Below are 21221 nucleotides of genomic sequence, written 5' to 3' on the forward strand. Positions count from 1 at the left end.
TCGGTGGGGGGTGGGGGCCGCCGCGGGGTGACGGCGGCCGGGCAAGAGGGATCAGTGACGGAACGGGCCCGTCACCTCGTAGGTGATGCCGCCGGTGCCGGCGCGCTCGCCGCTGGTGCCGCGCTGCGAGGAGAAGTAGAGGCGGGTGCCGTCCGGGGAGAACGCGGGCCCGGTGATCTCCGAGCCGCCGTGGCCGTCGAGCCGCAGCACCGGCGCCACCACGCCGTCGGGCGTGATGATGTTGATCTCCATGTTGCCGCCGTCCTCGGCCACGTACAGGTCGCCGGTGGGCGCGCCGGTGATGTTGTCGACGCCGTCGAGCGTGCCGCCGCCGTCGTAGACCCAGCTCAGGCTCTGCCGCACGGCGTCGTACGCCCACACCCTGCGGTCGCCCTTGGCCGTGAAGTAGCAGATCCCGGCCGCGTAGTGGCAGCCCTCGCCGCCGTCGAAGTGCCGGGCGGCGCTCACCTGGTGGCGCGTCTGCCGCTCCAGCACGCCGGGTGCCGGGTCGGGCACCGGACGCCACTCCACCGGGCCGCCGGACGCGTTGCCGCACAGCACCTCCAGCCGCCCGCTGGACAGGTCGCCCCACGTGACCGGGACGAACCGGTAGAAGCAGCCGTCGGACTCGTCCTCGGTCAGGTAGACGACCCGCCGGTCCGGGTCGCAGGCCGCCGCCTCGTGCTTGAACCGGCCCATCGCGGGCCGCGACCGTGCCGCGCGCTCACCGTACGGGTCGGTCTCGTACACGCGGCCCCGGAAGATCTCCTCGCAGGACAGCCACGTGTTCCACGGCGTACGGCCGCCCGCGCAGTTGACGTTGGTGCCGTCGAGGATGCGGTAGGCGCGCTCGACCGAGCCGTCCGGGCGGAACCGGATCGCGGTCGCGCCGCCGACCAGCGGCACCTCCGAGTTGGACACGTAGATCCAGCCCGTCCCCGCGGCGAAGCAGGCGCCGCCGTCGGGCGCCGGGTGCCACAGCGTGCCGCCGATCGGGTGGCCCGTCCTGGCCACCACCCGGCTGGTGAACCCGGCGGGCAGCGCGACGCCGTTCGCGTCCGGCGGGCCGAGCGGGCCGTACGGGCTCGCGCCCGCGGCGACCGCCGACGTGCTCGCCGCCTCGTGCCAGAGGGCGCCCGAGAAGGCGACGGCGCCCAGCCCGGCGGAGACGGTGCGGAGGAACGTGCGACGCTGCATGGCGACTCCCGTGCGTGCGTGAGGGCGTTCGCAGCACACGATGATCCGTCGGCGGCATCCTGTGAATTGGACGGCGCGGCAAAGTCGGCGGGCCGCCGCTGTGACCCGTCACAAAGCCCGCACCCGCACCCGCTTACCGGACCGGACATCACCGCCCCTAGGGTGAACCGTGACCTGCAGGGGGTCATCGATCATGGAGGGGGGCTCCGCCATGCCTGGAGTCGGCCGGCGTGAGGCGCTGGGAGCTGCCGGGGTGATGGCGTGCGGGGTGGCGCTCGGCGCGTGCGGCACCGGTGACGCCAAGACACGCCAGACGCCCGGGGTCAAGGGCCACGTCATCGCCAAGGTCGCCGACGTGCCCGTGGGCGGCGGCAAGGTCATCGGCAAGTGGAAGATCGTGGTGGCGCAGCCGTCGGAGGGCGTCTTCAAGGCGTACAGCGCGAGCTGCCCGCACCGCGGATGCGCGGTCGGCTCGCCCGAGGACAACGTGATGCGGTGCCCGTGCCACGGCAGCGAGTTCGCCGCCGACACCGGCGCGGTGCTGAGCGGTCCGGCGCAGGGGCCGCTGACGCCCTACGCGGTCAAGATCGAGGGCGACGGCATCGTGGTGGTGTGAACGGGTAATTGTGCGTGGTTCCCGGGATCGGGGCGCGGGAGGCTGAACCGGCTCACGGCCGCCGGCCGTACCTGCGAGTGAGACCCGAAACCTGGAAGGACGCATCATGACCGATACGACGCGCCGGGCGGTGGTGTTCGGAGCCGGAGGCGCCGGGCTGGCCGCGGTCCTGACCGCCTGCGCCGCCTACGGGCAGCCCACCGGGGAGGCGGCCGTCGACGCCGCCGCCGACGCGGCCGAGGAGCCGCCCGCCGAGGAGTCGCAGGCCGCGCCCAAGAAGAAGAAAGAGCCGAAGGCGCTGGCCGAGACCGCCGACATCCCCGCCGGCGAGGGGGCGATCTTCGACAAGCAGAAGGTCGTCGTCACCCAGCCGGTCGAGGGCGAGTTCAAGGCGTTCACGGCGACGTGCACCCACGCGGGCTGCACGGTCGCCGAGGTCGTCGGCGGGACGATCAACTGCCCGTGCCACGGCAGCAAGTTCAGGATCGAGGACGGGTCCGTGGCGGAGGGCCCGGCCACCGAGCCGCTCGCCGAGAAGAAGATCACCGTGTCCGGCGGCAAGATCAGGCTGGGCTAAGGGGTTCTTCATCGAATTCTCACCTGGATGCGGTTGGCTGGCCGGCATGGGACGAGACCTTCAGAGCCGCAGAGCGGTGATCGCCGGGGTGGGCGCGAGTGGCCTGGCCGTGGCCCTGACCGCGTGCGGCGGCGACAGCGGCACGACCGGCGCGACCACCGCCACTACCGCGACCAGCGCGCCCGCCGCACCCACCGAGTCCGCCGGGAGCGCGCCGCAGGGCGGGCTGGCCAAGACCTCCGACATCCCCGTCGGCGGCGGGACGATCTTCAAGGAGCAGAAGATCGTCATCACCCAGCCGGCGGAGGGCCAGTTCAAGGCGTTCAGCGCCGACTGCACCCACAAGGGCTGCCCGGTCGCGAGCGTGGAGAACGGCACCATCGACTGCCCGTGCCACGGCAGCAAGTTCAAGATCGAGGACGGTTCCGTGGCCCAGGGCCCCGCGACCGAAGCGCTGCCCGCCCGGCAGATCAAGGTCGAAGGCGACCAGATCTCCCTCGCCTGACCCACCCCTGCCCGCCGTGCCTGCCCGGGGGCACGGCGGGTGAGCTTGTCGGTGGCGGCCACTAGGCTGGAAAACGTGGCGAGATCAGCGGGCAGCCCCTTGAGTTTCCGGCCGAAGTCAGGGTCGATCCCCGATTCCCCCGGGGTCTACCGGTTCCGCGACCCCCACGGCCGGGTGATCTACGTCGGCAAGGCCAAGAGCCTGCGCCAGCGGCTCAACTCCTACTTCGCCGACTTCTCCACGCTGCACCCGCGCACCCAGAGCATGCTCACCACCGCCGCCGGCGTCGACTGGACCGTCGTCGGCACCGAGGTCGAGGCGCTGCAGCTCGAATACTCCTGGATCAAGGAGTACGACCCGCGCTTCAACGTCAAGTACCGCGACGACAAGTCCTACCCCTACCTCGCCGTCACCATGGGCGAGGACTTCCCGCGTGTGCAGGTCATGCGCGGCGCCAAGCGCAAGGGCACCCGCTACTTCGGCCCCTACTCCCACGCCTGGGCCATCCGCGAGACCGTCGACCTGCTGCTGCGCGTGTTCCCGGTGCGCACCTGCAGCGCCGGGGTGTTCAAGCGCGCCGGGCAGATCGGCCGGCCCTGCCTGCTCGGCTACATCGACAAGTGCTCGGCGCCGTGCGTGGGCCGCGTCACGCCCGAGGAGCACCGCGACCTCGCCGAGGACTTCTGCGACTTCATGGCGGGCAACACCGGGCGCTTCATCAAGCGCCTGGAGAAGGACATGCGCGAGGCCGCCGCCGAGCAGGAGTACGAGCGCGCCGCCCGGCTGCGCGACGACATCCAGGCGCTCCAGCGGGCGCTGGAGAAGCAGGCGGTCGTGCTCGGCGAGGGCACCGACGCCGACGTCGTGGCGCTCGCCGAGGACCCGCTGGAGGCCGCCGTCCAGGTCTTCTACGTACGCGGCGGGCGCATCAGGGGCCAGCGCGGCTGGGTCGTCGACAAGGTGGAGGAGACCTCGCCGGGCGAGCTCGTCGAGCAGTTCCTGCTGCAGATGTACGCCGAGGCGAGCCCCGAGTCGATGCCCCGCGAGGTGCTCGTCCCGGCGCTGCCGCCCGACGCCGAGGCCGTCGTCGAGCTGCTGTCGGAGCAGCGCCGCGCCCGCGTCGACGTGCGCGTCCCGCAGCGCGGCGACAAGCGCTCGCTCATGGAGACCGTCGAGCGCAACGCCAAGGAGTCGCTGGCCCAGCACAAGGTCCGCCGCGCCGGCGACCTCACCACGCGCAGCAAGGGCCTGCAGGAGATCGCCGACGCGCTCGACCTCGACCAGGCGCCGCTGCGCATCGAGTGCTACGACGTCTCCCACCTGCAGGGCGAGAACGTGGTGGCGTCCATGGTGGTGTTCGAGGACGGCCTGGCCCGCAAGTCCGAATACCGGCGCTTCGCCGTCAAGACCAAGGAAGGCGACGTCGCCTCCATCCACGAGGTGATCCTGCGCCGCTTCCGCCGCTACCTGGAGGAGCGCTCGGCCACGGGCGAGCTGGCGGCCGACGACGACGCGCACAGCCCCATCGACCCCGAGACGGGCAAGCCGCGCAAGTTCGCCTACCCGCCCAACCTCGTCGTCGTCGACGGCGCCGGGCCGCAGGCCGCCGCCGCCCAGCGGGCGCTCGACGAGCTCGGCATCGACGACGTGGCCGTCGCCGGGCTGGCCAAGCGGCTGGAGGAGGTGTGGCTGCCGGGCGACGACCAGCCGGTCATCATGCCGCGTTCCAGCGAGGGCCTCTACCTGCTGCAACGGGTCAGAGATGAGGCGCACAGGTTCGCCATCACCTACCATCGAGCCAAGAGGTCCAAGACGGTGAAGGAGAGCGCGCTCGACAGCGTGCCCGGTCTCGGCCCGGCTCGCCGCCAGGCCCTGCTCCGGCACTTCGGCTCCGTCAAGAAGCTGCGCGAGGCCACCGCGGACGAGATCCGCGAGGTCCCGGGCATCGGCCCGGCCACCGCCGAGGTGATCGTGTCGACCCTGAAGGGGGAGAGTCAGTGAAGTCCACCGAGCCGGCGTTCGTCATCGTCACCGGCATGTCGGGGGCCGGGCGGAGCACCGCCGCCAAGGCCCTGGAGGACCTCGGCTGGTTCGTCATCGACAACCTGCCGCCGGGGCTGCTGTTCGCCATGGCGGAGGAGGCGGGCAAGGTCAAGCTGGCCGCCGACAAGGTGGCCGCCGTCGTCGACGTGCGCAGCCTGGCGTTCACCACCGACCTCAACGCCGCCATCGAGGAGCTGCTCGGCCGCGGCGTCCGGGTGCGCGTGGTGTTCCTGGAGGCCAGCGACGAGGAGCTGGTGCGCCGCTTCGAGGCCGTGCGCCGCCCCCACCCGCTGCAGGGCGAGGGCCGGCTGGTCGACGGCATCACCCGCGAGCGCGGCATCCTGCGCGAGGTGCGGGCCAACGCCGACCTCGTCATCGACACCAGCGCCCACAACGTGCACGAGCTGCGCAACAAGATCGTGGCCTACTTCGGCGGCGAGGACCGGCCGGGCCTGCGGGTCAACGTCGTCTCCTTCGGCTACAAGTACGGCCTGCCCGTCGACGCCGACCTGGTCGTCGACTGCCGGTTCCTGCCCAACCCGCACTGGGTGCCCGAGCTGCGGCCGATGAACGGCACCGACGCGCCCGTCCGCGACTACGTGCTCGGCCAGCCCGGCGCCAAGGAGTTCCTCGACGCCTACGAGGAGGTGCTGCGCGTCATCGCCGGCGGTTACTCGCGCGAGGGCAAGAGCTACGCCACGCTCGCCGTGGGCTGCACCGGCGGCAAGCACCGCAGCGTCGCCATGGCCGAGCAGGTCGCCTCCCGGCTGCGCGACCGGGGCATGGAGGTCCAGGTCAGCCACCGGGATGTGGGCCGGGAGTGACGGATGAGGGCTTCGCCGATCCGCTGAGCGGCATCGACTTAGAGACGGGCCCGCGGGTCGTGGCGCTGGGCGGCGGCCACGGCCTCTACGCCGCGCTGTCGGCGCTGCGCGCGGTGACCGACGCGCTGACCGCCATCGTCACCGTCGCCGACGACGGCGGCTCCAGCGGCCGGCTGCGCCGCGAGCTGGGCGTGCTGCCGCCCGGCGACCTGCGCATGGCGCTGGCCGCCCTGTGCGGCGACGATGAGTGGGGCAGCACCTGGAGCGAGGTCGTCCAGCACCGCTTCCGCAGCGAGGGCGAGCTGCACGGCCACGCCGTCGGCAACCTGCTCATCGTCGCGCTGTGGGAGCTCCTCGGCGACCCCGTCGCCGGGCTCGACTGGGTGGGCCGGCTGCTCGGCGCGCACGGCCGAGTGCTGCCGATGGCCTCGGTGCCGCTCGACATCGTCGCCGAGGTGGAGCTCGACGGCGTCGTCTCCACCGTGCGCGGCCAGGTGGCGTGCGCGCTCACGCCCGGCCGCGTGCGGGCCATCTCCCTGGTGCCCGAGGACCCGCCCGCGCGGCCCGAGGCCGTCGAGGCGGTGCTGGAGGCCGACTGGGTGGTGTTCGGGCCCGGCTCGTGGTTCACCAGCGTGCTGCCGCACCTCAAGGTGCCCGAGCTGGCCCGCGCGCTGCACCGCACCGAGGCCCGCAGGCTGGTCACGCTCAACCTCGCGCCGCAGCCGGGCGAGACCGACGACTTCTCCCCCCAGCAGCACCTGGAGGTCCTGCGGCGGCACGCCCCCGAGCTCTCCCTCGACGTCGTCCTCGCCGACACCGGCGTGGTCGACGACCCCGCCGCGCTGGAGAAGGCCGCCGCCGCGTTCGGCGCCCGGCTGGTCCTGGCCGACGTCGCCGCCCGTGACGGCTCGCCGAGGCACGATGCACGACGTCTTGCCTCCGTCCTGGACGAGATTTTCCTCCAGAAGCGTTGATCCTGGTCGGCGTGGCGAGAAGGTGCGAGAGACTGCTAGGACCGGTCTGATGGGGGAGGACTAAACGCTTATGGCAATGACGGGTGTGGTCAAGGACGAGCTGAGCCGGCTGCCGGTGCTCAAGCCCTGCTGCCGCAAGGCGGAGGTGTCCACGCTGCTGCGCTTCGCCAGCGGCCTGCACCTCGTGGGCGGGCGCATCGTGATCGAGGCCGAGCTCGACACCAACGCGACCGCGCGGCGGCTCATCAAGGACATCGGCGAGGTGTTCGGCCACAAGGCGGAGGTGCTGGTGCTCGCGCCGGCCGGGCTGCGCAAGGGATCACGTTACGTGGTCCGCGTCTACCGCGACGGCGAGGCGCTGGCCCGCCAGACCGGGCTGATCGACAACCACGGACGGCCGGTGCGCGGCCTGCCCCGGCAGGTGGTCGCGGGGGCGGCCTGCGACGCCGAGGCCGCCTGGCGCGGCGCGTTCCTGGCCCACGGCTCGCTCACCGAGCCGGGCCGGTCGATGTCGCTGGAGGTCACCTGCCCCGGCCCGGAGGCGGCGCTGGCCCTGGTCGGCTCGGCCCGGCGGCTGAAGATCCACGCCAAGGCGCGCGAGGTGCGCGGCGTCGACCGGGTCGTGGTCCGCGACGGCGACGCCATCAGCGCCCTGCTCACCCGTCTCGGCGCCCACGACAGCGTGCTCGCCTGGGAGGAGCGGCGGATGCGCCGCGAGGTCCGGGCCACCGCCAACCGGCTGGCCAACTTCGACGACGCCAACCTGCGCCGCTCGGCCCGCGCCGCCGTCGCCGCCGGCGCCCGCGTGCAGCGCGCCCTGGAGATCCTCGGTGACGAGGCGCCGGACCACCTCGTGGTGGCCGGGCGGCTGCGGGTGGAGCACAAGCAGGCGTCCCTGGAGGAGCTCGGCCAGATCGCCGACCCGCCGCTGACCAAGGACGCGATCGCGGGCCGCATCCGGCGGCTGCTCGCCATGGCCGACAAGCGCGCCTCCGACCTCGGCATCCCCAACACCGAGGCCAATCTCACGGTCGAGATGCTCTCCTCCTGACGTCCCCCGTACGGGACCGCCGGGTCACGTCGCGTCGCGGTCGGGCGGCGTGAAGAGGCTGGGCGGGGTGGTGGCCGGCTTGGCCGCCTGCAGGGGCTCGAAGGGAGCCCGGTACTCGGGCTCCTCCCCCTCCTCGGGCTTCTCGGGCTTCTCGGCGGCCGTCGCCGCCCTGGCCTTCCCGCGCAGGCGCAGGACGCGTACGAGGACGAGCAGGAAGGCGGGCAGGGCCGCGGCGGCCACCACCGCGGGGATCTGCCACGACCGGTAGAGCTGCGGCCAGATGAGGGCGGCGGCGTCGGGCAGTGCGGCCAGAAACTCCTCGAGCGTGCGAAGCGGCGGCTTCCACGGCTCCGAGGCCGGCGTGTACGCGAAATACCCGGGGACCGCCGCCGTGCTCGCGATCGCGCCGGCCACGACGGCCCCGGCCCCGTACAGGGCCGCCACGAGCGGGAGCACGAGGGCGCGCGGGCGGATCAGGCAGATCGCCGCGCCGACCAGGAGGCCGGCGACCAGGGCGATCCCGGCGGACAGCGGGACGCCGTCGCCGAAGACACGCACGGCCTCGGGAACGAGGTCGCCGTCGTAGAGGAAGGCCGCCGCGACGCCGGCCGCGCACAGCAGCATCGCGATGAAGCCGATGATCAGGCCGGACAGCAGGCCGGATCGGTGTTGTGACATCTCAGCCCCCAGAGAATGCCTGAATTTACTCCGACGAGTCGGGCACTTTACTCGAACCTCACAAATTGTGCTTACCGAACCTCGATTCTCTAGGCGGGGGTGGCAGTGGTCTAAACCAATTTGGTTCCGATAGGGTTCGAGGGTTGAGGTATCAGCCCGTCATCACGTACGAGGAGATCGGTTCCGTGAGCATCCGCGTAGGCGTCAACGGCTTCGGCCGCATCGGTCGCAACTTCTGGCGCGCGGTCGCCGCCAGTGGCAAGGACATCGAGATCGTCGCGGTCAACGACCTGACCGACAACGCGACGCTGGCCCACCTGCTCAAGTACGACAGCATCCTGGGCCGCCTGCCGTACGAGGTGAAGGCCTCCAGCGACGAGATCACCGTCGACGGCAAGGCCATCAAGGTGTTCGAGGAGCGCGACCCGGGCAAGCTGCCGTGGGGCGACCTCGGGGTCGACGTGGTGGTCGAGTCGACCGGCCTGTTCACCGACGCCAACAAGGCCCGGGTGCACGCCGAGAACGGCGCCAAGAAGGTCATCATCTCCGCCCCGGCGAAGAACGAGGACGTCACCATCGTCATGGGCGTCAACCACGACTCCTATGACCCGGCCCAGCACACGATCATCTCCAACGCCTCCTGCACCACCAACTGCCTGGCCCCGATGGCCAAGGTCATCCACGACACCTTCACCATCGAGAAGGGTCTGATGACCACCATCCACGCCTACACGCAGGACCAGAACCTGCAGGACGGCCCGCACAAGGACCTGCGCCGCGCCCGCGCCGCCGCGCTCAACGTGGTGCCCACCTCCACCGGCGCCGCCAAGGCGATCGGCCTGGTGTTGCCGGAGCTCAAGGGCAAGCTCGACGGCTTCGCGATGCGCGTGCCGATCCCCACGGGCTCGGCCACCGACCTCACCGTCGAGGTCGGCCGCGACGTCACCGTCGAAGAGGTCAACGCCGCGCTCAAGGCCGCCGCCGAGGGCCCGCTCAAGGGCGTCCTGACCTACACCGAGGACGAGATCGTCTCCTCCGACATCGTCACCGACCCGGCCTCCTGCATCTTCGACGCCGGCCTCACCAAGGTGATCGGCAACCAGGTCAAGGTCGTCGGCTGGTACGACAACGAGTGGGGCTACTCCAACCGCCTCGTCGACCTCATCCAGCTGGTGGGCGCGGACATCTGACCGATTCCGGAGCGAAGCGGGGCCGTCCGCCCGGGCGGCCCGCGCGCCTCCGCAGAAGGAGCACAGTTGCGGACGATCGACGATCTCGATGTGAAGGGACGGCGCGTGCTGGTGCGCGCCGACCTGAACGTGCCGCTCGACGGCGAGACGATCACCGACGACGGGCGCATCCGCGCGTCGGTGCCCACCATCCAGGAGCTGGCCGGACGCGGCGCGAAGGTCGTCGTCTGCGCCCACCTGGGACGGCCCAAGGGCGAGGCCAACCCGAAATACTCCCTGCGGCCCGTCGCGGCCCGCCTGGGCGAGCTGCTCGGCCAGGAGGTGGCCTTCGCCTCCGACGTGGTCGGCGACAGCGCCCAGGCCACCGTGCAGGGCCTCCAGGAGGGCCAGGTGGCCCTGCTGGAGAACCTGCGCTACGAGCCGGGTGAGGAGTCCAAGGACGACGCGGCCCGCCGCGCGTTCGCCGAGAGGCTGGCCGCGCTCGCCGACCTCTACGTCGGCGACGGCTTCGGCGCCGTGCACCGCAAGCACGCCAGCGTCTACGACGTGCCGGCGCTGCTGCCGCACGCCGCGGGCGGGCTGGTCGTGGCCGAGGTGGACGTGCTGAGGCGGCTCACCGAGGACACCGAGCGCCCCTACGTGGTCGTGCTCGGCGGCGCCAAGGTCAGCGACAAGCTCGGCGTCATCGCCAACCTGCTGACCAAGGTCGACCGGCTGCTCATCGGCGGCGGCATGGCCTACACCTTCCTCAAGGCCCAGGGCCACGAGGTCGGCGGGTCGCTGCTGCAGGAGGACCAGCTCGACCAGGTGCGCGGCTTCCTCGACGAGGCCGGCCGGCGCGGCGTCGACCTGGTGCTGCCCGTCGACGTGCTGGCGGCCACGCACTTCGCCGCCGACGCCCCGCACGAGGCGGTCGCGGCCACGGCCATCCCGGCCGACCGCGAGGGCCTCGACATCGGGCCCGAGACCCGCGAGCTGTTCGCCGCCAAGCTGGCCGACGCCAAGACCGTCTTCTGGAACGGCCCGATGGGCGTGTTCGAGTTCGACGCGTTCTCCGGCGGCACCCGGGCGGTGGCCGAGGCGCTGATCGGAGCCGACGCCTTCACCGTGGTCGGCGGCGGCGACTCGGCGGCCGCGGTGCGTAAGCTGGGCCTGCCCGAGGACGGCTTCTCCCACATCTCCACCGGGGGCGGGGCCAGCCTTGAATATCTGGAGGGCAAGACGCTCCCCGGACTCGCCGCCCTGGAGGACTGACTTGAGAAAGCCGCTCATCGCCGGCAACTGGAAGATGAACCTCAACCACCTCGAGGCGATCGCGCTGGTCCAGAAGCTGGCCTTCGCGCTCGGCGACAAGGACTTCGACCGCGTCGAGGTGGCCGTCCTGCCCCCGTTCACCGACCTGCGCAGCGTGCAGACGCTCATCGACGGCGACAAGCTGCGCATCGTGCACGGCGGCCAGGACCTGTCCCCGCACGACGCGGGCGCCTACACCGGTGAGGTGTCGGGCGTGATGCTCGCCAAGCTGGGGTGCACGTTCGTCGCCGTCGGCCACTCCGAGCGGCGGCAGTACCACCACGAGGACGACGACCTGGTCAACGCCAAGGTGCTGGCCGCGCTGCGCCACTCGCTGACGCCGATCCTGTGCGTGGGCGAGGGCCTGGAGGTGCGCCAGGCGGGCGGTCACATCGCCCACACGCTGGCCCAGCTCGACGGAGCCCTGCGCAAGGTCTCCGCCGAGCAGGCACAATCGATGGTGGTGGCCTACGAGCCGGTGTGGGCGATCGGCACCGGCGAGGTGGCCACCCCCGAGGACGCCCAGGAGGTCTGCGGGGCGCTGCGGGTGCGACTCGCGGAGCTCTACAACCCCGAAGTGGCCTCGGCGGTCCGTATCCTTTACGGTGGCTCGGTCAAGTCGGGAAACATCGCAGGGATCATGGCTCAGCCGGATGTCGACGGCGCCCTCGTGGGAGGGGCCAGCATCGACGCCGCGGAGTTCGTGAAGATCTGCCGTTTCACCGATATGCCCGGCTAACTCAGCCGTTCTGGGGGTGCGACTTGACACGAGGCCGTACCCTCAAGAGGCAAGTTTGAATCGTCACGCGTACCAGACCATTGAAGGAACAGGCATACCGTGGAACTCGGAATCTCCATCGCCCTCATCCTGACGAGCCTGCTCATGATCTTGCTCGTCCTGCTCCACAAGGGCAAGGGTGGCGGCCTGTCTGACATGTTCGGCGGCGGTTTCTCGTCGAACTTCGGTGGTTCCTCGGTGGTGGAGCGCAACCTCGACCGGCTCACCGTCATCACGGGCGTCGTCTGGTTCGTCTGCATCATCGCTCTGGGTCTGCTCGTCAGGCCCTGAGGCAAACGACAACGCGTGACAGTGATTCTCCCCCCGTGTCACACGGGGCGATCGAGCGAGGAGTTCATCCGTGGGTAGTGGCAACGCGATCCGTGGCAGCCGTGTCGGCGCCGGCCCTATGGGGGAGGCCGAGCGCGGCGAGGCAGCTCCGAGAGTGCGGGTCTCGTTCTGGTGCGCCAACATGCATGAGACGCGCCCCAGCTTCGCCAGCGACGCGGCGGTCCCCGAGCTGTGGGACTGCCCGCGTTGCGGCCTCCCGGCCGGCCAGGACGAGGAGGCCCCGCCTGCTCCGCCGAAGAACGAGCCGTACAAGACGCATCTGGCCTACGTGAAGGAGCGCCGGAGCGACAAGGACGGCAAGGCGATCCTCGAGGAAGCGCTGGAGCGCCTGCGCAACAACAAGTCCCCTTGGTAGCGGGCTGACGTGAAAGGGCCCCGGCGGTTCTCCCGCCGGGGCCCTTTCGTCGTTCAGGCCCGTTGTTCGTGGACGGCGACGCCGTCGACGAACGTCATCCGCACCCGCGTCGTCCAGATGTCCTTCTCGGGCAGCGTGAACGGGTCGCGGTCGAGCACCACCAGGTCGGCCGGGCGGCCCGGCTCGATCACCCCGGCGGGCGAGCGGTTGATCCACGCCGAGCCCGCCGTGTACGCGGTCAGCGCGGTCGCCAGGTCGATGCGCTGGGCGGGCAGGAACGGCGTCTGCGCCGTCGGGTAGCCCGCGTGCACCGAACCGCCCGGCTCGGTCCGGTTGACGGCCACGTGCATGCCCTGCAGCGGGTCGGCGTCCGACACCGGCCAGTCGCTGCCCGCGCAGAACCGGGTGCCGTGCGCCAGCAGGTCCGCGAACGGGTACTGCCACGACGAGCGCGGCTCGCCCAGGAACGGCAGCGTCAGCTCGTCCATCTGCGCGTGATGGGTGGCCCACAGCGGCTGCAGGTTGGCCGTGACGCCCAGCGCGGCGAAGCGCGGCACGTCCGACGGCTCGATGATCTGCAGGTGCGCGATGTGGTGACGGTTGGCCGGATCGGTGCCCTCGAAGCTGTCGAGCGCCTCGCGCACCGCCCGCTCGCCGATCGCGTGGAAGTGCACCTGGAAGCCCAGCCGGTCCAGCTCGGCCACGTACTCCTTCAGCTTGACCGGGTCCACGTACGACAGCCCCGTCCCGCCGCAGCGGCAGTAGGGCTCCAGGGTGGCGGCGGTGAAGTTCTCCGTAATGCCGTCCTGCATGATCTTGACCGAGCCGGCCGCGAACCGGTCCAGGCCCTCGGCCGACGCCCGGCGCTCCACCAGGCTCTCGATCTGGTCCAGGCCGCGGGTCCTGTCCCACCACAGGGCGCCCACCACGCGGGCCCGTAGCCGCCCTGAGCGGGCCGCCGACAGGTAGGTGGGCAACTGGTCGTCGGAGCCCGCGTACGAGCCCACGATGGCGTCCTGCCAGCCGGTGATGCCCAGCGAGAACAGGTGCGCCTCCGCCTCGGCCAGCGCGGCGTCCAGGTCGGCGGCCGTCGGGCGGGGCGTGAGCAGGCCCACCAGGTCCATCGCGCCCTCGTGCAGCACGCCCGTCGGGGTGCCGTCGGGGTCGCGCTCGATCCGCCCGTCGGCCGGGTCGGGCGTGTCGCGGGTGATCCCGGCCAGCTCCAGCGCCCGGCTGTTGACCCAGGCGGCGTGGTGGTCGCGCTGGATCAGGTAGGCGGGCCGGTCCAGGAAGTCGAGCTGCTCCCTGCGGGGCAGCCCGCCCGGGAACGCCGACATGTCCCAGCCGCCGCCGTCGATCCACTCCTTGCCGGGGTTGGCGGCGGCATACGTGCGGACTGCCGCGAGGTAGGCGTCCAGCCCGAACACCTCGGCCAGGTCGCACCTGGCGCGTTCCAGGCCCGCCTGCACCGGGTGCAGGTGGGCGTCGGTGAAGCCCGGCACCAGCAGGCCGCCGCCGAGGTCCACCGTCTCGTGGGAGGGCGCCAGCCGGGCCAGCTCCCGTTCGGTGCCCACGGCCGCCACGACGCCGTCGCGCACCAGCACCGCCTCGGCGAAGGCGCCCGTCGCGGTGAACACGCGCCCGCCCCGGAACAGCACGCTCATGGATGATCTCCTATCTGGCAGGGATGGTCAGTGACCGGTGATCAGGTCGGCGAAGCGGGCCAGGACCGAGGTGCGCGGCATCGACCGCTCCCGCTGGTCGGCCATCCGGTAGAGGCGGTACATGCTGTGCACGCCCAGCCAGCGCAGCGGCTCGGGCTCCCACGCGCGCACCTTGCGCCCCACCCACGGCAGCGCCGTCAGCTCCGTCTCCTCGCCCAGCACCAGGTCGCGCAGGGTCCGGCCGGCCAGGTTCGTGGTGGTGACGCCGTGGCCGGTGTAGCCGCCCGCCCAGCCGAGCCCGGTCGCCGGGTCCACGTGGACGGTCGAGCACCAGTCGCGCGGCACCGCCAGCACGCCCGACCAGGCATGCGCGACGGAGGACGAGCGGGCCGCCGGGAAGAAGTCGACCAGCAGGTCCCACAGCGCCTCGACGGTCCACTCGTGCGTGTGGCCGCGGGCGTCGACGCGGGAGCCGTACAGGTAGGGCCGGCCGCGCCCGCCGAACGCGATGCGGTCGTCGGCGGTGCGCTGGGCGTACATGTAGTAGTGGGCCAGGTCGCCGAGCAGTTCCGCGCCGCCCCAGCCGACCGACTCCCAGAACGACGCCGGCAGCGGCTCGGTGACGATCATCGAGCTGTTCATCGGCAGCCACTGCCGCCGCAGTCCCTCCATCCGCGCGGTGAACCCCTCGGTGGCGCGGAGCACGTGCCCGGCCCGCACGGTCCCGTACGGCGTCTCCGCCCGGTGCGGCGCGATGCGGGTGACGGGCGTGCGCTCGTAGATCGTCACGCCGAGGTCGCGCACCACCCGGGCCAGGCCCTGGGCCAGCTTGGCGGGCTGGATGCGCGCGCAGTGCGGGCTCCAGGTGGCGCTCACGGCCCCCGCCACCCTGAGGTGGGCGTCCGGGTCGACCAGGCGCAGGTCCTCCTCGGTGATGCCCCAGGCGCGGGACTCGGCCACCGAGGCGCGCAGCCGGGCTGCCTGCGCGGTGGAGCGGGCCACGTTGACGACGCCGCCCTTGACGATGTCGGCGTCGATGCCCTCCTTCTCGCACACCGCGATGACCTCGTCGACCGAGGAGAACATCTCCCGCTGCAGCCGCCGGGCGGCGTCGCGGCCGTGGGTGCGGGCGTAGCGCGCGTGCGAGCCCGCCAGGTCGCCCGTCAGCCAGCCGCCGTTGCGGCCCGAGGCGCCGAACCCGGCGAACTCCTGCTCCAGCACCACCACGTCGAGCGACGGGCGGGCCCGCTTGAGGTAGTAGGCCGTCCACAGCCCCGTGTAGCCGGCGCCGACGATGACGACGTCCGCCTCGCGGTCGCCGTCGAGCCTGGGACCGGGGGCGGGAACGCCCGAGGAGCGGTACCAGAAGGACACGTCGCCATTGACGAACCCGGACGACAGGGGAACATGCACGCTCATGGGGCCATATCCTGCTATATCCGGAGAAGGTGTCGCATCTCGCCACGAATTCCGTGATGGAAACACGACGTTAGCGGCCACGTAACAGCGACCCCGCATCCTTCTTCGTATGGGACTCCTGCGCATCCGCACCACGGTCGACGAACGCCCGGGACGGCTCGCCTCGCTCGCCGCCGCCCTGGCCGCCCGGGGCGGCAACATCCTCGGCCTGAGCGTACAACCCGACGTCGACGGCACCGTCGACGAGTTCGTCGCCGACATCCCGGCCACCCCCGAGAACGTGCGCGAGGCCCTGGAGGCGGCGGGCGGGCGCCGCGTCCGGGTCGTCGCCGCCACCGCCCACGAGCTGACCGACGAGCCCACCCGGGCGCTGCTGCTGGCCTCCCGGCTGCGGGCCGCGCCCTGGCGGCTGCCCGAGCTGCTCGCCGAGCTGCTGCGCGCCGACGACGCCCGGTGGATCTACGGCGAGCCCGCGAACGACCTGCCCGACCCGACCCGGCTCGTGGTGCCCGTCGCCGCCCGGCGGTCGGTCCGGCTGCGCCGCGCCGGGCTGCCCTTCACGCTGACCGAGGCCGCCAGGGCCGCCGCGTTCGCCCGGCTCGTCCAGCCGTCGGCCGGTCTCGACGGCAAGCCGGCCGAGCGTCCCGTCAGGCTCGCCGACGGCGCCGAGATCGCCGTCCGCCCCCTCACCTCCCTCTACCGCGAGGCCGTACGCGACCTGCACGACAGGTGCTCGCCCGAGACGCGCAGGTTCCGCTACTTCACCTCGATGCCCGAGCTGCCGCCGCGCGTGTTCGACCGGCTCTGCGACCGCGCCCGCGGCCACTCCGTGGTGGCGGCCGACGACGGGCAGGTGGTCGCGCTGGCCAGCCTGATGTTCACCGCCGACCCCGGCATCGCCGAGCTCGCGCTGCTCGTCGAGGACCGCTGGCAGGGGCGCGGCCTGGGCACGGCCCTGGCCAGGGCGCTGGTGTGCGCCGCGCGCGACCTGGGTTACGCCGAGGTCAGGGCCGGGATGCTGGCCGACAACGCGCGCATGCGCCGGCTGATGCTCGGCCTCGGCGCCACGCTCTCCCGCACCGAGGACCCCGCCGTGGTGGAGGCCAGGCTGGCCGTGGGGGCGCTGGCGTCAGTCTGAGCCGGTCCGCCGGATGCCGAGATGGCGTTCGATGCGCTCCAGGCTCTCCTCGATGCGGGCCAGCCGCCCGGCCAGCTCCGGGGCGCTCACCGGCGACGCGTCGCCGGGCGGCTCCCGGCGCCCCACCTCTTCCAGCACGCGCTGCCGTACCTCGTCCGGGTCGGCGCCCGCGGCGGCCAGCGCGCGGAGCACCGGCGCGTCGCCGTCGCGCAGCAGCCCGAGCAGGACGTGCCCGGTGCCGATGAAGTCGTGCCGCCGCTCCAGCGCCTCACGCAGCGACAGCTCCAGCACCCTCTTCGCCCGGGCCGTGAACGGCGCGTGCCCGGCCCGGTCCTGACGCGGCTCCTCGGCCTCCACGCAGGCCCGCACGTCCTCCAGCGACACGCCGCACTCGGCCAGCACCCGCGCCGCCGGGCCCTCGCCCTCCCGGACGAGCCCCAGCAGGAGATGCCCGGTGCCGATGGCGCCGTGACGCATCGCCCGCGCCTCCTCCCGGGCGAGGACGACGACCTGGCGGCTGCTCTCGGTGAAGCGCTCGAACACGGGGGCCTCCGTTCGAGTGGGCTGCCTCCACTATGCGCTAGGAACCAGCCCGGGCGGGGTATCCCCCTTGTGTGGATCTCGAGGAGGTCACCGGCAGGCTGTACGGGCTCGCGCCCGCCGACTTCACCGCCGCCCGCACCGCCGAGGCCCGCGCGGCCAAGGACGCGGGCGACGCCGCGCTGGCCCGGGAGATCGGCAAGCTGCGCAAGCCCACGGTGTCGGCGTGGGCCGTCAACCGGATCTCCCGCGAGCACCCCGACGCCCTGGAGGAGCTGCTGGAGCTCGGCCAGGAGCTGCGCGACGCCTGGCAGGCGCACGACGCCGACGCGCTCGCCGAGCTGACCCGGCGGCGCGGCGAGGTCACCGGGCGGGTCGCCGGGCTGGTCCGCGACGAGCTGTCGCCCGCCGCCGCCACCGAGGTGGACCAGACGCTCGACGCCGCCGTCGTGGACGCCGGAGCCGCCGACGAGGTGCGGCGCGGCCGGCTCGCCAAGCCGCTGCGCTACAGCGGCTTCGCCCCGGCGCCCGCCCCCGCCGGCCGCCCCCCTGGCCGCCGCCGCAAACCCGGCACCCAGGCGGACGAGACGGCCGACGCCGACGCCGCGCGCCGCCGGGCCGAGACCGAGGCCAGGAAGGCCAGGGAGCGCGAGGAGGCCGAGGCGGCCCACCGGGAGTGGAGCCAGGCCCTGGAGGAGGCCGAGCGGGACCACGCCGAACGGGCCGACAAGGTCGCCCGCCTGGAGGCGAAGCTCACCAAGGCCCGCAAACGCCTCGCCGAGACGGCCCAGCGCCTCGAAGTCACCCGCCGCGAAGAACGCCACGCCCGCCAACGCCTCCCCGACCACACCTGACCGCACTTCCCGCCCACAGCCGCCCCACGACCCCCGCCCACAGCGGCCCCACGACCCCCGCCCACAGCGGCCCCACGACCCCCGCCCACAGCGGCCCCACCGCCGCCGCCCACGGCCGCCCGAACGCCCTTGCTCAACGGCCCCGTCCTACGGCGCCGCCCCCGTCCCTGGCGAAACACCAAGGGTGGCCGCAGGGGGAGGCCTCGCGAACCTCCGGAGGGGGCGGTTGCGTGCCTGCCGTGAGGTCCGCGGGAGGTGGCCGCGGGGGCGGGGCGAGGTAGCTCGCGTGCGTTCGGCGGGTCTTCGGAGGGGGGCGTGGAGGCAGGGCAGGCCGCCATCCTCCGAAGAGGACCGTCCCGGCGGGCCGCGCGATCCTCGGGTGCCGGGTGACGGGTGCCGGGTGCCGGGTGCCGGGTGCAGTGCACAAGGGTGGCGGGTGGGGGCCGGGGCGTGGGCCCAGGAAGGGGCGTTGGGTGAGGGGTCAGGGGGTGGTGGCGTGGGCCAGGTGGGCGGTTACGGGGAAGCCGTCCAGGATGTACGGGGCGGCCAGGTGGTGGTAGGCGGCGCGGATGCGGGCCTGGACGGCGGCGGGCTGGGCGGCGATGGGGCCGAAGCGGGGGCCGCCGGCGGCGACGACGTCGGCGAGCCAGGCGTCCGGGTCGAACGGGTGGCGCCAGCGGAGGGTGTCGACGGCGACGCGGGTGAAGCCCGCCCGGCGCATGAGCGTGGCGAAGCGGCCGGGGTCGGCGGCGGCGGCGAGGGGCCGGGGCGGGAACGCGAAGGGGTGGCCGGCGGCTTCGACGGCGGCGGCGATGACGCCGGTGGCGGTCATCTCGGACGGCTCCCACCAGGTCAGCGCCACGCCCGCGCCGGGCCGGGCGACGCGGCGCAGCTCCAGGAGCGCGGCGGCGGTGTCGGGCGCGTGGTTGATGATGAAATTTCCGGCTACGGCGTCGAATGTCCCGTCCCGGAAGGGCAGCGACGGCAGCGCCGCCACCACCACCTCCGCCTCCCGATGGCGGCGCGCGGCCAGCCCGGCCATCGCGGCGTCGGCGTCGAAGGCGGTCACGCGGGCCCCGCGCGCCAGCGCCCCGGCCGTCACGACGCCGCTCCCGCACCCCGCGTCGAGCACCCGCACCCCGGCCCGCCGCTCGGCCGGGCCGGTGGGGACGCCCGCCCGGTCGAGGAGCGGGCCGACGGTGTGGGCGCTGAGCCGGGCGAATCCGCGCTCGTAAGCTTCGGGATCGGTCACCCCGGACAGCATAACGCCAAAACTTTACACATCCATGTGATATTCGCCCCGTAAGCCTGGAGGCGAGGCCGGGGCGCGGCCTAGGGTCGTCCGCATGAGTCCTGACGCGTTCATCGACGCACTGCCCAAGGTCGAACTGCACGTCCACCTGATCGGCTCGGCCTCCGTCGACACGGTGCTGGAGCTGTCACGCCGCCACCCCGGCAGCCCGGTGCCGACCAGCGAGGAGGAGCTGCGCGCCTTCTACACCTTCCGCGACTTCCCGCACTTCGCCCAGGTGTACGGCGCGGTCAACGCCCTGGTCCGGGAGCCGGAGGACATCGCCACGCTCGTGCTCGGCCTGGCCCGCGACCTGGCGGCGCAGGGCGGGCGCTACGCCGAGCTGCAGGTCACCCCGTACGCCCATCATGTCGTCGGCATGCCGGCCCGCGAGGTCACCGAGGCGCTGGACCTCGCCGCCCGGCGGGCGCCCGTCGAGCACGGGGTGGAGATGGCCTACATCTTCGACATCCCGGGCGAGTTCGGGGAGGAGGCGGCCAAGGTCACCCTCGACCACGCGCTCCAGGAACCTCCCGCTGCTTTGGTAGGTTTCGGGCTGGGCGGGATCGAGCAGAGCCGCGCGCCCCACCGCGACGCCTACCGTGACGCGTTCGCCGCGGCCCGGGCGGCCGGGCTGCACAGCGTGCCGCACGGCGGCGAGATGACCGGCCCGGAGACCGTGTGGGAGGTCATCGAGGGGCTCGGCGCCGAGCGGATCGGCCACGGCATCGCCTGCCTCGCCGATCCGCGCCTGGTGGACCACCTGCGCGAGACGCAGCTCCCGCTGGACGTCTGCCCCACCTCGAACGTGTGCACCGGCCAGGTCACCCGCATCGAGGACCACCCGCTGCCGCGCATGCTGGAGGAGGGCCTGTTCGTCACGCTCAACAGCGACGACCCGCCCATGTTCGCCACCACGCTGGCCGACGAGTATCGCGTCGCGGCCCGCGTCTTCGGCCTGGCGGAGGCGGACCTCGCCGAGCTGGCCCGCAACGGCGTGCGGGCCAGCTACCTGCCGCAGGAGCGCAAGCAGGCGCTCCTCGGCGAGATCGACGCCCTGGTGGCCCGTTAGGGCGAGGCGATGCGGCCCAGGCCGGGCGGGATCTTGCCCGCGGCCGCCCGGTCCAGCAGGAACAGCGTGCCGCCCCGGCCGCGCGCCCCGGCCGCCGGGACCTGGACGGGCCCCGACTCCGACAGCGCCAGCCGGACCGCGCCCGACTTCTCCTCGCCGGCCGCGACCACCCACACCTCACGCGCCCCCTGGATGACCGGGAGCGTCAGCGAGATGCGCGTGGGCGGCGGCTTGGGCGCGCCGTGCACCGCGACCGCCGCGCGGGTGTCGTAGAGCGCCGGCATGCCGGGGAACAGCGACGCCACGTGCGCGTCGGGCCCCATGCCGAGCAGCAGCACGTCGAAGGCGGGCGCCGCGCCGTGGTCCTCCGGCCGGGCGGCCTTGGCCAGCTCCGTGGCGTAGGCGTCGGCCGACTCCTCCGCCGACAGCCCCGAGTCGGGGCCCAGCATGACGTGCACCCGCGCGGGGTCGAGGTCGACGTGGTCGAGCAGCGCCTGCCGGGCGCCGGTCTCGTTGCGCTCCGGGTCGCCGGCCGGCAGGAAGCGCTCGTCGCCCCACCAGATGTCCAGGCGGCGCCAGTCGACGGCGTCACGCGCCGGAGTGTCACGGATCGCCGCCAGCGTGGCGATGCCGACGGTGCCGCCGGTCAGCACCAGCGAGGCCGAGCCCTTGGCGGACTGGGCGTCGACGAGCCGGGTGATGATCCGCGCCGCCACGGCCTTGGCCAGCACGTCGGCGTCGCGGTGCACAACAACAGTGGGAACGCTCACGAGCGCCACCCTTTCATGGATACGGCCGTGCCCGGGCACCT

At 73.0% G+C, this 21221-nt stretch carries 22 protein-coding genes; 15 read left to right on the forward strand and 7 right to left on the reverse strand.

Features of this window, described 5'->3' with window-relative positions:
• Nucleotides 1-51: 51 nt before the first annotated feature.
• Nucleotides 52-1197 carry an alkaline phosphatase PhoX gene (locus AB0J53_RS08200; RefSeq protein WP_364169936.1) on the reverse strand — a complete coding sequence of 382 codons (1146 nt, stop codon included), beginning with the start codon at nt 1195-1197 and terminating at the stop codon, nt 52-54.
• Nucleotides 1198-1408: 211 nt separating this feature from the next.
• On the opposite strand from AB0J53_RS08200, the gene AB0J53_RS08205 reads away from it, so the two are divergent.
• From AB0J53_RS08205 to whiA, 7 genes are all read left to right on the forward strand, one after another.
• Complete coding sequence (locus AB0J53_RS08205) at nt 1409-1813, forward strand: Rieske (2Fe-2S) protein (RefSeq protein WP_364169939.1); 405 nt, start codon at nt 1409-1411, stop codon at nt 1811-1813.
• Nucleotides 1814-1919: 106 nt separating this feature from the next.
• On the forward strand, nt 1920-2390 hold the full coding sequence (locus tag AB0J53_RS08210; protein ID WP_364169942.1) for a Rieske (2Fe-2S) protein: 471 nt from the start codon (nt 1920-1922) through the stop codon (nt 2388-2390).
• Between the two features lie 46 nt (nt 2391-2436).
• Nucleotides 2437-2895, forward strand: a complete 459-nt coding sequence (locus AB0J53_RS08215; RefSeq protein ID WP_357586644.1) for a Rieske (2Fe-2S) protein — start codon at nt 2437-2439, stop codon at nt 2893-2895.
• Between the two features lie 75 nt (nt 2896-2970).
• Nucleotides 2971-4896 (forward strand): excinuclease ABC subunit UvrC, encoded by a 1926-nt coding sequence (uvrC, locus tag AB0J53_RS08220; RefSeq protein ID WP_219509920.1) that lies wholly within the window; start codon nt 2971-2973, stop codon nt 4894-4896.
• A complete protein-coding gene (gene rapZ, locus AB0J53_RS08225; protein ID WP_219509921.1) occupies nt 4893-5762 on the forward strand; it encodes an RNase adapter RapZ in 870 nt (289 codons plus the stop codon). Before uvrC ends, rapZ begins: the two co-directional genes overlap by 4 nt.
• The gene (yvcK, locus tag AB0J53_RS08230; RefSeq protein ID WP_357586646.1) at nt 5759-6736 is read left to right on the forward strand and encodes a uridine diphosphate-N-acetylglucosamine-binding protein YvcK; all 978 of its coding nucleotides are present in this window, start codon (nt 5759-5761) and stop codon (nt 6734-6736) included. The genes rapZ and yvcK overlap by 4 nt, the downstream gene beginning before the upstream one ends.
• Before the next feature lie 70 nt (nt 6737-6806).
• Nucleotides 6807-7787: a DNA-binding protein WhiA gene (whiA, locus tag AB0J53_RS08235; protein WP_219509922.1), complete on the forward strand. Its 981-nt coding sequence runs from the start codon at nt 6807-6809 to the stop codon at nt 7785-7787.
• Nucleotides 7788-7811: 24 nt separating this feature from the next.
• Here the strand turns inward: whiA and AB0J53_RS08240 are convergent, their stop codons facing one another.
• Entirely contained in the window at nt 7812-8465 is a 654-nt protein-coding gene (locus tag AB0J53_RS08240; protein WP_364169947.1) for a hypothetical protein, read from the reverse strand.
• 185 nt (nt 8466-8650) lie between these two features.
• Between AB0J53_RS08240 and gap the strand changes: the two genes are divergently transcribed.
• The 5 genes from gap to AB0J53_RS08265 all read left to right on the forward strand — a co-directional run bounded on the left by gap (nt 8651) and on the right by AB0J53_RS08265 (nt 12432).
• Nucleotides 8651-9655: a type I glyceraldehyde-3-phosphate dehydrogenase gene (gap, locus tag AB0J53_RS08245; RefSeq protein ID WP_219509925.1), complete on the forward strand. Its 1005-nt coding sequence runs from the start codon at nt 8651-8653 to the stop codon at nt 9653-9655.
• A 66-nt stretch (nt 9656-9721) separates the two neighbouring features.
• Nucleotides 9722-10909 (forward strand): phosphoglycerate kinase, encoded by a 1188-nt coding sequence (locus AB0J53_RS08250; protein WP_364169950.1) that lies wholly within the window; start codon nt 9722-9724, stop codon nt 10907-10909.
• Nucleotide 10910: 1 nt separating this feature from the next.
• The gene (gene tpiA, locus AB0J53_RS08255) at nt 10911-11687 is read left to right on the forward strand and encodes a triose-phosphate isomerase (RefSeq protein WP_281427240.1); all 777 of its coding nucleotides are present in this window, start codon (nt 10911-10913) and stop codon (nt 11685-11687) included.
• Nucleotides 11688-11786: 99 nt separating this feature from the next.
• Nucleotides 11787-12017: a preprotein translocase subunit SecG gene (secG, locus tag AB0J53_RS08260; RefSeq protein ID WP_049564200.1), complete on the forward strand. Its 231-nt coding sequence runs from the start codon at nt 11787-11789 to the stop codon at nt 12015-12017.
• 70 nt (nt 12018-12087) lie between these two features.
• Nucleotides 12088-12432, forward strand: a complete 345-nt coding sequence (locus AB0J53_RS08265; RefSeq protein ID WP_090942943.1) for an RNA polymerase-binding protein RbpA — start codon at nt 12088-12090, stop codon at nt 12430-12432.
• Between the two features lie 53 nt (nt 12433-12485).
• Here the strand turns inward: AB0J53_RS08265 and AB0J53_RS08270 are convergent, their stop codons facing one another.
• Nucleotides 12486-14096: an amidohydrolase gene (locus AB0J53_RS08270; protein WP_364169954.1), complete on the reverse strand. Its 1611-nt coding sequence runs from the start codon at nt 14094-14096 to the stop codon at nt 12486-12488.
• A 27-nt stretch (nt 14097-14123) separates the two neighbouring features.
• Nucleotides 14124-15515 (reverse strand): FAD-binding oxidoreductase, encoded by a 1392-nt coding sequence (locus AB0J53_RS08275; RefSeq protein ID WP_364169956.1) that lies wholly within the window; start codon nt 15513-15515, stop codon nt 14124-14126.
• Nucleotides 15516-15624: 109 nt separating this feature from the next.
• Here AB0J53_RS08275 and AB0J53_RS08280 point away from each other — a divergent pair, with 109 nt between their 5' ends.
• Nucleotides 15625-16653: a GNAT family N-acetyltransferase gene (locus AB0J53_RS08280; protein ID WP_364169959.1), complete on the forward strand. Its 1029-nt coding sequence runs from the start codon at nt 15625-15627 to the stop codon at nt 16651-16653.
• Here the strand turns inward: AB0J53_RS08280 and AB0J53_RS08285 are convergent.
• Nucleotides 16645-17196 carry a Clp protease N-terminal domain-containing protein gene (locus AB0J53_RS08285; RefSeq protein WP_364169962.1) on the reverse strand — a complete coding sequence of 184 codons (552 nt, stop codon included), beginning with the start codon at nt 17194-17196 and terminating at the stop codon, nt 16645-16647. The genes AB0J53_RS08280 and AB0J53_RS08285 overlap by 9 nt on opposite strands.
• Before the next feature lie 71 nt (nt 17197-17267).
• Here AB0J53_RS08285 and AB0J53_RS08290 point away from each other — a divergent pair, with 71 nt between their 5' ends.
• Nucleotides 17268-18047 carry a hypothetical protein gene (locus AB0J53_RS08290; RefSeq protein ID WP_364169965.1) on the forward strand — a complete coding sequence of 260 codons (780 nt, stop codon included), beginning with the start codon at nt 17268-17270 and terminating at the stop codon, nt 18045-18047.
• Nucleotides 18048-18528: 481 nt separating this feature from the next.
• On the opposite strand, the gene AB0J53_RS08295 is transcribed toward AB0J53_RS08290, so the two are convergent.
• Nucleotides 18529-19299: a methyltransferase domain-containing protein gene (locus tag AB0J53_RS08295; RefSeq protein ID WP_364169967.1), complete on the reverse strand. Its 771-nt coding sequence runs from the start codon at nt 19297-19299 to the stop codon at nt 18529-18531.
• Nucleotides 19300-19393: 94 nt separating this feature from the next.
• Between AB0J53_RS08295 and add the strand changes: the two genes are divergently transcribed.
• Nucleotides 19394-20410 (forward strand): adenosine deaminase, encoded by a 1017-nt coding sequence (add, locus tag AB0J53_RS08300; RefSeq protein ID WP_364169970.1) that lies wholly within the window; start codon nt 19394-19396, stop codon nt 20408-20410.
• Here the strand turns inward: add and pgl are convergent.
• On the reverse strand, nt 20407-21180 hold the full coding sequence (gene pgl / locus AB0J53_RS08305; RefSeq protein WP_219509938.1) for a 6-phosphogluconolactonase: 774 nt from the start codon (nt 21178-21180) through the stop codon (nt 20407-20409). The two genes, add and pgl, sit on opposite strands and share 4 nt — an antisense overlap.
• Nucleotides 21181-21221 lie beyond the last annotated feature (41 nt).

The sequence above is a fragment of the Nonomuraea sp. NPDC049725 genome (genome assembly GCF_040674795.1).
In the GTDB taxonomy this organism is placed as follows: domain Bacteria; phylum Actinomycetota; class Actinomycetes; order Streptosporangiales; family Streptosporangiaceae; genus Nonomuraea; species Nonomuraea ceibae.

What these genes read in the sequence shown, in the direction of transcription:
- AB0J53_RS08200 (WP_364169936.1), bottom strand. Translation starts at nt 1,197, where the DNA reads ATGCAGCGTCGCACGTTCCTCCGCACCGTCTCCGCCGGGCTGGGCGCC.
- AB0J53_RS08205 (WP_364169939.1), top strand. Translation starts at nt 1,409, where the DNA reads ATGCCTGGAGTCGGCCGGCGTGAGGCGCTGGGAGCTGCCGGGGTGATG.
- AB0J53_RS08210 (WP_364169942.1), top strand. Translation starts at nt 1,920, where the DNA reads ATGACCGATACGACGCGCCGGGCGGTGGTGTTCGGAGCCGGAGGCGCC.
- AB0J53_RS08215 (WP_357586644.1), top strand. Translation starts at nt 2,437, where the DNA reads ATGGGACGAGACCTTCAGAGCCGCAGAGCGGTGATCGCCGGGGTGGGC.
- whiA (WP_219509922.1), top strand. Translation starts at nt 6,807, where the DNA reads ATGGCAATGACGGGTGTGGTCAAGGACGAGCTGAGCCGGCTGCCGGTG.
- AB0J53_RS08240 (WP_364169947.1), bottom strand. Translation starts at nt 8,465, where the DNA reads ATGTCACAACACCGATCCGGCCTGCTGTCCGGCCTGATCATCGGCTTC.
- AB0J53_RS08270 (WP_364169954.1), bottom strand. Translation starts at nt 14,096, where the DNA reads ATGAGCGTGCTGTTCCGGGGCGGGCGCGTGTTCACCGCGACGGGCGCC.
- AB0J53_RS08275 (WP_364169956.1), bottom strand. Translation starts at nt 15,515, where the DNA reads ATGAGCGTGCATGTTCCCCTGTCGTCCGGGTTCGTCAATGGCGACGTG.
- AB0J53_RS08280 (WP_364169959.1), top strand. Translation starts at nt 15,625, where the DNA reads ATGGGACTCCTGCGCATCCGCACCACGGTCGACGAACGCCCGGGACGG.
- add (WP_364169970.1), top strand. Translation starts at nt 19,394, where the DNA reads ATGAGTCCTGACGCGTTCATCGACGCACTGCCCAAGGTCGAACTGCAC.